The sequence below is a fragment of the Flavobacterium sp. genome, assembly GCF_027482425.1.
Taxonomy (GTDB): domain Bacteria; phylum Bacteroidota; class Bacteroidia; order Flavobacteriales; family Flavobacteriaceae; genus Flavobacterium.
The window spans coordinates 34,017-46,923 of the sequence record NZ_JAIXWA010000040.1 but is presented as its reverse complement, the minus strand read 5'-3'; the positions used below and the strand labels follow the sequence as shown (position 1 = coordinate 46,923).

Below are 12,907 nucleotides of genomic sequence, written 5' to 3'. Positions count from 1 at the left end.
AAGAAATCCGATGCATGTCGGATTTTTTTATAGCGAATAGCGCACAAAAATATTGAGCGTTCGTGCCAAAGAAAAGGTGTCAATTTGCTCCAACGTTTGCGCATTGGTATTAATCCTGAAAAATTGGTTGATACGATTTTGCGTATTGGTCAAGTTAATCACCGAAGCCCCCAAGGTTAGGGTATGTTTTTGAAGGGAAAAAGCATAACTTCCCGAAGCATTCAGCTGGAAAAACTCAGGCAAGCGATCACTATTGGGCGATTGATAATTGACAAAACTATTTCCTGCTTGGGGATCAAAAAGAATAGCGGGTTCGCTCGGTAAAGTGGTCGGACGGCCGCTAAACCATTTTCCTCCCAACGTGATTTTGAGGGCTTTGTTCACATATCCAATACCTGAAGCGATATGGTGTCGAATTTCGTTGTTGTTAGGAAACTCACTCTCGGGACGTAATCCTTTGAACGTATAGGTGTTATAATTATAGCTGTAGGTGATCCAACTTACCCAATTTTCCCATTTTTTTTGTAAAAGAATTTCCGCGCCATATACCAAAAAGTCTCCATAGAAGTCCAAATTTTCATATTGATTTTGAAAATCTTGACTACGCCCAGTAATGCCTGTTACTTTTTTAGCAAAAAGCTCAGTACCCCAAAGCCACCCGTTATTTTTAAAGGTAATTCCTGAAGACAGTTGTCGGCTTTGTAAAATCGGACGATCCTCGTTATTACTAAAAATCCAACGCCGGCGTTCAATTCCCAAAAAATCTTGTTGACGGTCGACTATTTTGCTAACGGTTTGACTTTTCATTTCCCCAGCCCATTCCCATTCCCATGCGGGATGAAATTGCCAAGTCGCTGTAAAACGGGGCTCAGTCAGCCAAACACCCCAGCGTTCATAATAGTTTTGTCGTAGGCCGCCACTCAACTTAAAAGCGTTTCGTTGCCAATTAACATTCGCAATTAAGGCATGATTTTGCAATACGTTCACTTCATTGCGATCCACAAAAGGACTGTTGACTCGGGTGATGTTTTGATTGCTTATCGCATCCCATTGATAACCTGCATCCAAAGTGATTTCGGGTGTCCAGATATACGCTTGACGCCATTCAAGTCCCAAATGGTTAATATCGTTTCGTATAAATGTGGTTTGATTAGAAAACAGCGCTTCATTAGAAGCATAGAGTTCATGTCGGGTAAAAAACGCTTTCAATGCACTATTTGTTTTGGCATTCCATACTATAGTTCCATTGATTACACCGCCAAAAGTTTCTTGATTCAACCCATTTTCTTTTTCAATAAGTAACGTATTTTCTTGACGCGATTGTTTGAAATTAAGTTGGTTGGAAATGGTCAGAAAATCAAAAGTTAAAGTAGTTTTAGAACCAATCTTTTGGGCATATTGCCCCGTGAAATCTAAAAAGTAAAAGTTGGATTCCGTAGTGTAATTCGTGGTTGCAGCTTGTCCTAAATCGGTCACAATGGTGTTTTGGAATACCCTATCGAAGTAGTTTTGATACGTTGGTGTATTCAACACATCGGTAATCGCGCGACGTGCACTTAAGGCCAAACGTGCATTTTTAGAAAATCGATGGCGAAACGTTGCATCGGCATTAATGAGGTTGAGTCCCAATTCCAAAGGAGGTGATTTCTCTGTATCATCCAAGGTAGACAGGCAAACTACTCCCGAGACACTCTCGCCCAAAAACGGAGAGGTTCCATTTTTTATAATATTGATTTTGTGGGTTAAATTGGGATTTATAGCCGAGAGTAAGCCAAAAAAATGACTCACTTGATACAACCGCATTCCATTCCATTGAAATAGTATTTGATCTTGGGTTCCCCCGCGAATCGTCAAATTAGAAAGCGTTTCATCGGCGCTAATTACTCCTGGAATTTGTTTGATGGATTCAAAAACATCCGCTTCGGTAAGTCCAGGTAAGAGTCCAAACTGTTTCGGCTTTATTTCGTACCCCATATCCCATTTTTTAGTCACCCCTTTAGTGAAATAAAATTGCGTAGCTACCTCTTGCAATTGAGTGGGTTTCACGTTGAGGTAAAAAACGGAGCCATTGATTTTATTCAAATCGGTTAATCGAACGGCAGCATGATTTAAATGCTGGATTGTAAGTGCGGTAACCTCTTTTTCTGTAGAAAAAACATAACCATTTTCATCCGAAAAGAGTACACTTTCGCTTGGATGTATTGTTATACGTGCATTTTCAATTGGTTTTTTCCATTCGGAATCCCTAAGAAACAATTGAAATCGAACTTTTTTCTGAGGATTGTCCGATACTGAAATGTATCGGTTGTTTACCTTGGTAAAGGCCAACAGGGTTTGTCGAGATATCGCAACGAGTTTGGCATCTAACGAAAAGGAATAAGGAGGTTGAAGTACTTTTAGTGGGTTGATGTCACTTTCGATGTAGCTGAATTCAACACGGTGCTGTTGTTCGATATCTTTTAATACAGTTGCCAAAAAAACTGGATCTCCTGACTGAGCAAAAGTGCTCAAACAGGAGATATAGTAAAGTAAGAAACTTGAAAAGTATCGAAATCGCATCAAGGAGTAGCGTCTAAGGAAAAGGCATGGTCATTAACTTTGACCACTTTGAAATGATAAGGATGGGCCAGCAAGTGTAGGGCAGCTTCCGAACTATCACCGGGTAATTTTCCGGTAAATAATTCGTTTTTCGGGAACGCTGGTGCTTTGATTGTAATGTCAAAGTGGCGCTCAAGTTCTGCCAAAACATCTTGAGGTTTCTCTTTTTCAAAGGCTAATTCCTTAGCAATCCAAGCGGGTTGCTGTGCTGATGTAGTATGGAAAAATAGGCGCTTTTGTTGAACATAGGCCAATGTTTTTCCGGGTGTAAGTATAATTTTTTCGGAGGCGGTAGCCACTTGAACTTTTCCTTCAAAGCAGGTTACTTCCAACCGATTTCCTCTCACTTTTACATTAAATTGTGTTCCCAAAACCGATACGGTTCCTTGTGAAGTTTCTACCTCAAATCGCTTCCCTTTAGCGACCTTAAAGAACGCCTCTCCCGCTAAGGAAACTTGGCGATTGGAATCCCAGTTCCATGATTTGTAATTCAGTTCAGAACCGGCATGCAATTGCACTTCAGAATCATCGGGTAATTGAAAAGAGAGATTTTCCCCCGATGCGGTCATTTCACTTTCAAATCGCGTCATCATATATCCCATGCTTAAACCAAGGAATACAAGAAGTAAAGCGGCCCATTGAAGTGGTTGTTTTACGTACAAACGACGAAATTTACTGGGTTGACGTTGCTGGTTTTGAATGCGAAGCAAAAGCGCATCTTCCTTAAATTCAGGGGTACACAAGGCTGCGGTGTAGGATTTAATTTTTTCCATCACAGCATAATCCGGATCTTGGCGCAATTGCTCTAATTCCGCATCAGAAACTTGGTCATCCAACCAAGCTGCCCATTGATATTTTTCTTCTTCTTTCATAATGATTCAAGGTTAAAACCGTTATCGTTGTATAAACCCTACCTAAAAATTGGAAAATTTTTTTCGTAATTCTTCCAGTGCCAAATGAATCCGCTTTTCTACAGCTTTTACACTGATGTTTAATTCTTCCGCAATTTCATGGTATTTTTTTCCATCAATTCGATGCATTAAAAAGGCTACACGTTGGGTTTCGTTTAAATTTTCAATGGCGGTTAACAATCGAGTTTTAAATTCTTCCTCTTCCATCAAATACTGCGGTGATTCTGAGGTGGCAGAAGAAACATTTGCTTTTTGTACATAAGTTAGTACAACTTTCTGGTGTGCAATTTGATTTAAATTCAAATTATTGGCTACTGTGTATAAAAATGATTTTGCTTTTTCTGGAGTAACTTGTCCACAGTTTTGCCATAATTTAATAAAGGCTTCTTGGGTACAATCTTCAGCTTGCTCGGTATTTCCGAATTTGTAAAGTAGAAAATTACGCAAGGCCTTGACATGTGAATGGTAAAAACGTTCGAAAAGGGACTCGTTACATAGGTTAGCATCTTCCATGAGACAAAACTATTTGCGGTTAAAAGTAAAAAAATAAATTTCAGGTAGGGAAAATGCATTTATATTTGTTATACCCTAAATTAATTTCATGTTTAAAAGATTACTTTTTTTGGGAATTGCGTTTACAATTATGAGTTGTGAGAAGGAATCGTTGACCGAAACGACGTCCAATTCCAACTTAACCCAATCATCCATATTAACAGGGTTGTTGCAAAGAATTGCTCAAAATCCAACGGCCTTTGATAATGTATTAGACGGTTGTAGTGGATTTAGTGTTCAATTGCCTGTGACGGTCACCGTAAATGGAACTACTGTAACGGTAGCATCAGAAAGTGATTTTCAGACGATTCAAAATCTAAAGAATGCTAGTCCCAACGATAGTGACGAGGTTATTTTTACCTATCCTATTCAACTTCGATTAAAAAACCATCAACTGGTTTCTGTTTCCAGCTACAATCAATTTGAGGATTTTTATGAGGATTACAGCACTGATGATTTAATGGAAATACGTTGTGTGAACATGCAATTTCCAATTACTATAAATACATACAATACTTCCAATCAACAAACTCAAGCCTATACTTTGACGAATAATGTGTCATTGTATCAGTACTTGGCAAGTTTGACGTCCAGCTTTCAATACAGCTTAACCTATCCTATTACGGTCACCGATGCAAACAACAATCCACAGACGATAACCTCAAATATTGGATTTGAAACATTTATCGATGCCAACCTTACGCAATGTGATGTCCCCGTAGGCAATACGCCCCTATCGTTTACCACCCTACTTACCGATAATATTTGGTATGTATCGAGTTATATTGATGATGATGGAGATGACGAAACCGATGATTTTGAGGAATATACATTTGATTTTCTAAGTAATTTCGATATTCAAGTTTTTGAAGGCAGTTTGTTTGCCAATGGCTCCTGGAATTACTATACCGCTTCAGGAAATACGCAAAAACTAAATCTAAATTTTAGCAACTCTATTTTGTTGGATTTAGATCAAGATTGGACGATTGTCGAATATTCAACTGCTGTGATTCGACTACGATATATTGACAGTGACAATGACGTAGAATATCTTGTTTTGCGAAAGCTATAACACATAAAAAAAGATAAAGTTAAGCCTGAATTTGTTCAGGCTTTTTTTTTGATTATACTCTAATCTCCTTGTTTTATAAGTCCTTTATTTTTTTTTAATAAACGAATGTTAAATAAATATTTTAGGTAGGGTAAATGGGCTGTAATTTGTTTTACTAATAAATCAAATAACTCTAAAAAACATTCTTATGAAAACAAGATTTTATGCTTTCTTCGTGATTTTAGTTTTAGTTTTACTAGCTTCTTGTAGTAATGATAATGGAGGTAAAAGTGACAATCTAGTCCTTAAAGCAAGGAGTATTTATAATCAAGGAAAGGTAACCGCAGCGAGTCCAAATGCTCTAGTAAGTCTTACTTCTTTCACCTTCAACTTTAAAGAAATCGAATTTGAATTTGCCGAAAATACTTCCAACGATGATGATGGGTTTTTTGATGGCGACGATGAGGTCGAATTGAATGGCCCATTTATCGTAAATATTTTAAATAATACAATTGATATTGCTACTTTCAATGTCCCTGCGGGCGTTTATGAAGAGTTTGAATTCACCATGAGTCGCAACAAACAGGTTAACAGTCCTATGTATAATAAATCAGTACAAATTGAAGGAACGATCAACGGAACGCCTTTTGTTTTCTGGCATAATATCGAAGAAGATTTTGAAATTGACTATGAAGATACTGCGCAAAATTTAGTAATCGATAACACAACGTCTATGCTCTACCTCAATTTTGACTTGAACACTGTTGTTAACAGTATCGATTTCAGCGTAGCTACGGATAACGATGGTGATGGGGTAATCGAAATTAATCCCAACGATCAAGATGGCAATCAAAGCTTGGCCAATTTGATCAAAGATCGTATCAAAGATACCATCGAATTAGACGACTAGATTGTTGTCTACCAAAAAGCAACCTAACTATAAATAGATATGAAAAAACTAAAAATCCTTATGCTACTGTACCTCGTTTTTCTGGTCAATGTAGCCTCCATGTGTAGTAATGATGACGATAATTCTTCTTCATCAGTCAATCAAACGACGGTAGTCAATACCGTCTCTTCAGGTACATGGCGCATCACCTTGTATAACGATTCGGGTACCATCAAAACCAATCAATTTACAGGATACAATTTTACCTTCGGTCCTTCCAATGTATTGACGGCAACGAATGGAACACAAACGTATACAGGGGTTTGGTCGGTGACCGATTCCAACAGTAATGATGATAGTTTAGATGATTTGGATTTTAATATTGCATTCACGGCTCCTGCTAATTTCTTGGAAATCACCGATGATTGGGATATTCAATCCCGAACCGATACCAAAATTGAGCTTATCGATGTCAGCGGCGGTAACGGCGGAACCGATTATCTCACTTTTGAAAAAAATTAAGTAGATTACCTACTAATGTGTGTTTTTGTTAGAAACCACTCTCTTACATGAGGGTGGTTTTTTGTTTGTTTTCGGCTTGAATGGCATAGGGTTAATTTGTATCTTTGCCATCATTTTTTTAGCAGTAAACTATGTTTCAAAATTTAAGTGACAAACTCGATAAAGCCTTTCATATTTTAAAAGGACACGGTAAAATTACCGAGATCAATGTAGCCGAAACGCTCAAGGAAGTTCGACGCGCACTCCTTGACGCCGACGTGAACTTTAAGATCGCCAAAGATTTTACTACCCGAGTCAAAGAAAAAGCATTGGGACAAGATGTATTAACTACTCTTCAGCCGGGGCAGTTGATGGTCAAAATTGTAAAAGATGAATTAACTGAATTGATGGGTGGTGAGGCTACTGGGATTAACTTAACAGGGGCTCCTACCGTGATTTTAATGTCGGGTTTACAAGGGTCGGGAAAAACGACTTTCTCAGGTAAATTGGCCCATTATTTAAAAACCAAGAAAAACAAGAAACCTTTATTGGTTGCCTGTGATATTTACCGGCCCGCAGCGATCAACCAGTTGCATGTGGTTGGGGAACAAATTGGCGTTGAAGTATATTCCGAATCCGAGAATAAAAATCCGGTGGATATTGCTCAAAAAGCCATTCAACACGCCAAATCCAATGGCTACAACGTAGTTATCGTCGATACGGCCGGTCGTTTGGCCATTGATGAGCAAATGATGAACGAGATTGCACAAGTTCATCAAGCCATTAAACCCCAAGAGACTCTTTTCGTAGTTGATGCGATGACAGGACAAGATGCGGTAAATACGGCCAAAGCCTTCAATGATCGTTTAGATTTTGATGGTGTAATCTTGACCAAACTCGATGGGGATACCCGTGGTGGTGCAGCGTTAACGATTAAATCGGTAGTCAACAAACCCATCAAGTTTATCGGTACAGGAGAAAAAATGGAAGCCCTCGATGTATTCTATCCTTCGCGTATGGCCGATCGTATTCTAGGAATGGGGGATGTGGTTTCTTTGGTAGAACGTGCCCAAGAACAATATAATGAAGAGGAAGCGCGAAAACTCCAGAAAAAAATTGCCAAAAACGAATTTGGTTTTGACGATTTCTTGGCACAAATTCAACAAATTAAAAAAATGGGAAGCATGAAAGATTTAGTCGGAATGATCCCTGGTGCTGGCAAAGCCATGAAAGATGTTGAAATTGAAGACGATGCCTTCAAACATATCGAAGCCATAATTTATTCGATGACCCCAAAGGAACGCAGCAAGCCCGCGATCATCGATATGAAACGCAAGACACGTATCGCTAAAGGGGCAGGACGAAAAGTAGAGGAGGTAAATCAATTACTCAAACAGTTTGAACAAATGAGTAAAATGATGAAAATGATGCAAGGCCCCGGAGGGAAAAATCTCATGCGAATGATGGGAGGGATGAAAGGAATGCCAGGAATGCCCGGCGGCGGAATGCAATAAATCATAAGAAGGGTTTGGAGTTCGGAAACGAAACCAAACCCTTTGTCTTTATTACTAATACGAAACACTACTAAACCACAACATACATGATTATTTTAGACGGAAAAAAAGTTTCTGAAGATATTAAAAATGAAATTACTGACGAGGTACAGAAGATGCGTGACAATAACGAAAAGGTACCCCATTTGGCCGCGATTATTGTCGGAAATGACGGAGCCAGTTTAACCTATGTTAATAGTAAAGTCAAAGCTTGTGAGCGCGTTGGATTTGAATCAACCCTCATTCGTATGCCGAGTACAACGTCGGAAACCGAGTTGCTAAAAAAAATTAAAGAACTCAACGAAGATGATACCATTGATGGGTTTATTGTACAGTTACCTTTACCCAAACAAATTGATACCCAACACATTTTGATGTCCATCGATCCCAGTAAAGACGTTGATGGATTCCACCCCGAGAACTTTGGTAAAATGGCCCTAGACATGACCACCTTCATACCCGCCACACCCTACGGAATCCTGGAATTGTTAGAACGGTACGACGTACAAACCAAAGGGAAGCATACGGTAGTTATCGGGCGAAGTCATATTGTAGGTCGCCCCATGAGCATCTTAATGGGAAGGAATCATTTCCCAGGCAATTCTACTGTAACACTAACCCATAGCCACACCAAAAATATCAGTCAAATTACCACGCAAGCGGATATCATCATAACGGCATTGGGTGTGCCTAATTTTCTTAAAGCCGAAATGGTCAAAGATGATGTCGTAGTTATTGACGTTGGAATCACCCGTATTCCCGACGAATCTACTCCCAAAGGCTATCGCATAGTTGGCGATGTCGATTTTGAAAATGTTTCCAAAAAAGCCTCCTACATCACGCCTGTCCCCGGTGGCGTAGGTCCGATGACCATTGCCATGTTGTTAAAAAACACCTTGCTGGCACGGGAACAAAAACGCATGAAATTAGCCTAATGATACGACCCGCTACGCCCGATGATTGTATAGTAATTCAGACGTTAGCACACCAAATCTGGCCAGAAGTTTATGCCTCCATTTTATCGCCTGCACAACTCTCCTATATGTTGGATATGTTTTATGCGCTTGAAGCGTTGCAACGGCAAATGGCGGCTGGACAGCAGTTTCTAATTCTAGAAGATAATCATGTAGCCCAAGGGTTTGCAGCCTATCAACTGGATTATACTCCCGGAGTTACCCAATTGCATAAGTTGTATGTTCGTACCGCTCAACAACATAAGGGCTGGGGGAGTGCCTTATTGGAAGCCATCGAACAACGCGCAATCCAATCTGGGCAACATACGCTCCGACTCAATGTGAACCGATTTAACAACGCGCAATTTTTTTACCAAAAAAAAGGATTTCAAACCGTTGAAACCATAGATATTCCTATCGGTGAAGGATATTTGATGGAAGATTTTGTTATGGAAAAAAAGCTATTGTAGTTAGTTGCTCTTACAAAAACGAACCGTTGCTGTTGTTTCACCTTCCAAACGCAATAAATAGGTTCCATTAACGAGTGAAGTGGTATCAATTTCACGATTCACTATGGGGAGTATTGCCAATTGGCGTCCCGTGAAATCATAAACGGTAGCTATTGTATATTGATCATCATTCAAAAACAATACCCCCTTCGTTGGATTTGGGAATAGGGTAAGCGAAGGATTTAAAGGGGGAGTAAGACTCAATGCTTGGACTGTAGTGGTGAATGTATTCGTAATAATAGGTGCATTGTAATCAAAATGAATTGCTGCAGTATTACTAAATACATCGCCCAAAGTTAGGGTGGGTTGGGTTTTGATTTTAAATAAAACGTAGCCATCATTCGAGGCATCATCAAAGGGTAAATTTATGTTTTCAAATATAAAATCAACGGTCTGATTCGGATACACGCGCATTTCATAAGGATGACTCGCATCGAGGGCAACAATACTGCTCATATTCAATTTTGAGGCATCAATTACATCATGAATGACTACATTTCGTGCATTCGACGTGCCCAAGTTTTCAAACCGTATTAAATAGTGGATGTAATCACCCACTTTATCGGGTGTGATGCTTGTTCCCTCCAAACATATTTTATTATTGGGATCCATGGAGTTAACTACGGTCTGCTTTAAGGTAAACGTATTGTCAAGGGGAGACACATCGGAAAAGCCACTAACCTGCGCTGTGTATTCCAACACATCGCTCGAAACTAGCGGCGGATTATCCAACGGAGAATTCAGTAAATGGGTGATGGTATAACTGATGCTTGTCCCCGGCGCAATGGCATCAAACTGCCATTGAAGTTGTCCAGCAACATCGGAATTGGCTTCAGGAAAACTTGAAATTACTTCACATACACTCGTATCATAATTCCAAATAACCATACCCGAAACAGCGGTAGTTCCTTTGTTTTTACACGTAATCTTGTACCGACTCGAATATCCGGCAAAAGCCTCCTCCAAAGGGGTGATGAACACCTCCATATCGGCATGATTGCCGTTGGGAGTCACACAAAAATCAGTAGTAAAAGGGGAAGCTTTAGTAGGAAAATGAACTTGTACACTTGTTGGATTCACCGAAAAATAATTGGGATTTTCCAACACAGGGGCGCACGAATAGCTCCCCGCAACTAGGCCAATGTTGTAGCTTCCCGTTGCAGAAGGCTGAACCCATTGCGTGCTACCCGATGCAGTGATTGCTATTTTGTAAGGGGTAAAGGGTGCATCCGTAGGTTGACATCCGTCATTTTGTGTGTCCAAACGCAGCATGCCTTTCAAGGCATACGACATTCCACCGGGAATAAATGTACAATAACTGTTTACTTCACAGCTTGTGCTACCCGAGTTGAGGGCTACTTGATACAGCACTGATGCGCGTTCCAAAGTAGATTCGTCAGTACATATGTAGTGTAACTGAGGCGTGTTGCTTAAATTCAAACCACTTTCAAAACTACCGTTTTTCAAATTAACTTGGGTAAGTAACATATTATGACTCAAATCCAAAAACACCAAATTGCGATAGATAGAAACATCCAAATAAGTTAAAAAGGTATGCGAAAGCGTCAAATGCGAAAGCGCAGTAGCTCCGTTTAAGGATAGCGTAGTCAGAGGGTTGTTACGTAAGTTCACTAAAGAAAGCGCTGCCAATCCAAAGCCAGAAATTTGCGTTAGTTGATTGTGTGAAGCGTCCAAAAACACGAGTGGTACATTGGGTGCCAAAGACAACGACTGCAATTGGGTGTTACGACAATCCAACCATTGTAGTTGCGTTGCCGATAGCAAGGATATTGTCTCTAGTGGATTGTTACGGCATCCCAATTGGTTGAGTGAGGCAAACGTAGCCTCAGGTATCGAGGTTATGGAATTGTCTTGACAGAATAAAACCCGCAGTTGGTTAAAAGCTTCCAATCCCTCTAATGAAACAATTTTTGTCGATGATGGGCTATTGGTATTGTTTATATCCAAATGAAACACGGCATCGGCTTCATTGATCTCAATGGCACCGTTATGGTTGGTGTCAATGGCAATAGCAACACCGTTTTGATTTCTTGCGATGCTGTTTTGAGGTGAAGCTTGTAATAATTTGCTCTTAAAGTTAACGTCAGGAATAACTAAGGCCTGAGTCCAGACCACTACAGGAAGCAGTGTTAGAAAAGCAAGTAATACTCTTTTCATCCGTAATAATGGGTGTGATACTTGATTCGACGTCTATCAAAAGTAGTATTTATTTTTCAATTAAGCATTTATTTCGTTAAAAACGAAGGGATAAATCGGAGTGAATCCTGATTTGTCATCAAAATAATAAACCCCGAAAGGATCGGGGTTCACATTACACTGCAATTTATAAAGGTTGGATAAGGAACTATAGTTAACCGATTCGGGTCCAGCCGCCCCCGCTTTCCTCAGCGAAGCAGACAAAATGTACGCGCAGTTGCGACTAAACCAAAGGTGAATCAGTAGTCAGAACAATACAATACGTTGCTTTCATATTTGTTTTGTATCGTTTTTTCAAAGGCGAATAAATAGATGAATAACACAGTACGAATGTACATAAAAGAAATGCTACACCAACAGCTACTGAGTACTCACCCCAAACTTACGATTAAACACCCCTTTTCCTCGAGGATTGCAACTCATAACTCATAATTCATAACTCCTAATTCATAACCCTTTCGCTTCTGCAGTTTTACTTGAATCCGCAAGCAAGGTGTTCAATTGTGCCATTTCTTTTGAGGTGAGGGGGCGGTATTTCCCCACGGGAATATCAAGCGAGATATTCATGATGCGAGTACGCTTCAAGGCCGTCACTTCATACCCAAGGTACGAACACATGCGTCGAATTTGTCGGTTCAATCCCTGCGTCAAGGTAATACGAAATACATACCGACTTATCGCTTTCACCGGACAAGGTCGTGTCACCGTGTCCAAAATGGGAACGCCTTTACGCATCCGTTCGATAAAGCGATCGGTCAACGGTTTATCTACCGTTACGATGTATTCTTTCTCGTGATTGTTCCGTGCCCGAAGAATTTTGTTGACAATATCTCCGTCGTTGGTCATTAGCAAAAGACCCTCACTCGCTTTGTCCAAACGGCCAATAGGGAAAATGCGCTCGGGATAGTTGAGGTAGTCAATAACGTTGTTTTTCACCGAAGTGTTGGTCGTGCATTCAATGCCTACCGGTTTGTGAAACGCCAAATAAATTCGTTGCTCTTGGTCGTTGTGTATCGGTTTTCCATCTACACAAATGCGGTCTTCGGGGCCAACTTTTGTTCCCATTTCAGGACGCATTCCATTCACGGTAATACGCCCTTGTTCAATAAGGCGGTCAGCCTCCCGACGGGAACAGTACCCTGATTCGGAAAGAAATTTATTCAATCGTGTCAT

The 12,907-nt window shown here is 40.1% G+C and carries 11 protein-coding genes; 6 read left to right on the top strand and 5 right to left on the bottom strand.

Annotation, left to right across the window (positions count from 1 at the left end; translation table 11 throughout):
* Positions 1-27 precede the first annotated feature (27 nt).
* From Q0037_RS04860 to Q0037_RS04850, 3 genes are all read right to left on the bottom strand, one after another.
* Positions 28-2,475, bottom strand: coding sequence for a TonB-dependent siderophore receptor (locus tag Q0037_RS04860; RefSeq protein ID WP_297516246.1), 2,448 nt, complete (start codon positions 2,473-2,475; stop codon positions 28-30).
* A gap of 83 nt (positions 2,476-2,558) precedes the next feature.
* On the bottom strand, positions 2,559-3,470 hold the full coding sequence (locus Q0037_RS04855; protein WP_297516243.1) for a FecR family protein: 912 nt from the start codon (positions 3,468-3,470) through the stop codon (positions 2,559-2,561).
* 42 nt (positions 3,471-3,512) lie between these two features.
* Positions 3,513-4,022 carry a sigma-70 family RNA polymerase sigma factor gene (locus Q0037_RS04850; RefSeq protein ID WP_297516240.1) on the bottom strand — a complete coding sequence of 170 codons (510 nt, stop codon included), beginning with the start codon at positions 4,020-4,022 and terminating at the stop codon, positions 3,513-3,515.
* 88 nt (positions 4,023-4,110) lie between these two features.
* Between Q0037_RS04850 and Q0037_RS04845 the strand changes: the two genes are divergently transcribed.
* The 6 genes from Q0037_RS04845 (at position 4,111) to Q0037_RS04820 (ending at position 9,478) form a co-directional block, all read left to right on the top strand.
* Positions 4,111-5,133: a hypothetical protein gene (locus Q0037_RS04845; RefSeq protein ID WP_297516237.1), complete on the top strand. Its 1,023-nt coding sequence runs from the start codon at positions 4,111-4,113 to the stop codon at positions 5,131-5,133.
* A gap of 187 nt (positions 5,134-5,320) precedes the next feature.
* On the top strand, positions 5,321-6,022 hold the full coding sequence (locus tag Q0037_RS04840; protein ID WP_297516234.1) for a hypothetical protein: 702 nt from the start codon (positions 5,321-5,323) through the stop codon (positions 6,020-6,022).
* 39 nt (positions 6,023-6,061) lie between these two features.
* Positions 6,062-6,523: a hypothetical protein gene (locus Q0037_RS04835; protein ID WP_297516231.1), complete on the top strand. Its 462-nt coding sequence runs from the start codon at positions 6,062-6,064 to the stop codon at positions 6,521-6,523.
* A 131-nt stretch (positions 6,524-6,654) separates the two neighbouring features.
* Positions 6,655-8,016 carry a signal recognition particle protein gene (gene ffh / locus Q0037_RS04830; RefSeq protein WP_297516228.1) on the top strand — a complete coding sequence of 454 codons (1,362 nt, stop codon included), beginning with the start codon at positions 6,655-6,657 and terminating at the stop codon, positions 8,014-8,016.
* Positions 8,017-8,102: 86 nt separating this feature from the next.
* Positions 8,103-8,990: a bifunctional 5,10-methylenetetrahydrofolate dehydrogenase/5,10-methenyltetrahydrofolate cyclohydrolase gene (locus Q0037_RS04825; protein ID WP_297516225.1), complete on the top strand. Its 888-nt coding sequence runs from the start codon at positions 8,103-8,105 to the stop codon at positions 8,988-8,990.
* Positions 8,990-9,478: a GNAT family N-acetyltransferase gene (locus Q0037_RS04820; protein ID WP_297516222.1), complete on the top strand. Its 489-nt coding sequence runs from the start codon at positions 8,990-8,992 to the stop codon at positions 9,476-9,478. The genes Q0037_RS04825 and Q0037_RS04820 overlap by 1 nt, the downstream gene beginning before the upstream one ends.
* Here Q0037_RS04820 and Q0037_RS04815 read toward each other — a convergent pair whose 3' ends face one another.
* Together Q0037_RS04815 and rluF are read right to left on the bottom strand one after the other, a co-directional pair.
* Positions 9,479-11,695 (bottom strand): T9SS type A sorting domain-containing protein, encoded by a 2,217-nt coding sequence (locus tag Q0037_RS04815; protein ID WP_297516219.1) that lies wholly within the window; start codon positions 11,693-11,695, stop codon positions 9,479-9,481.
* A gap of 486 nt (positions 11,696-12,181) precedes the next feature.
* A complete protein-coding gene (gene rluF / locus Q0037_RS04810; protein WP_297516216.1) occupies positions 12,182-12,907 on the bottom strand; it encodes a 23S rRNA pseudouridine(2604) synthase RluF in 726 nt (241 codons plus the stop codon).

What these genes read in the sequence shown, in the direction of transcription:
- Q0037_RS04850 (WP_297516240.1), bottom strand. Translation starts at nt 4,022, where the DNA reads ATGGAAGATGCTAACCTATGTAACGAGTCCCTTTTCGAACGTTTTTAC.
- ffh (WP_297516228.1), top strand. Translation starts at nt 6,655, where the DNA reads ATGTTTCAAAATTTAAGTGACAAACTCGATAAAGCCTTTCATATTTTA.
- Q0037_RS04820 (WP_297516222.1), top strand. Translation starts at nt 8,990, where the DNA reads ATGATACGACCCGCTACGCCCGATGATTGTATAGTAATTCAGACGTTA.
- Q0037_RS04815 (WP_297516219.1), bottom strand. Translation starts at nt 11,695, where the DNA reads ATGAAAAGAGTATTACTTGCTTTTCTAACACTGCTTCCTGTAGTGGTC.
- Q0037_RS04855 (WP_297516243.1), bottom strand. Translation starts at nt 3,470, where the DNA reads ATGAAAGAAGAAGAAAAATATCAATGGGCAGCTTGGTTGGATGACCAA.
- Q0037_RS04835 (WP_297516231.1), top strand. Translation starts at nt 6,062, where the DNA reads ATGAAAAAACTAAAAATCCTTATGCTACTGTACCTCGTTTTTCTGGTC.
- rluF (WP_297516216.1), bottom strand. Translation starts at nt 12,907, where the DNA reads ATGACACGATTGAATAAATTTCTTTCCGAATCAGGGTACTGTTCCCGT.
- Q0037_RS04840 (WP_297516234.1), top strand. Translation starts at nt 5,321, where the DNA reads ATGAAAACAAGATTTTATGCTTTCTTCGTGATTTTAGTTTTAGTTTTA.
- Q0037_RS04845 (WP_297516237.1), top strand. Translation starts at nt 4,111, where the DNA reads ATGTTTAAAAGATTACTTTTTTTGGGAATTGCGTTTACAATTATGAGT.
- Q0037_RS04825 (WP_297516225.1), top strand. Translation starts at nt 8,103, where the DNA reads ATGATTATTTTAGACGGAAAAAAAGTTTCTGAAGATATTAAAAATGAA.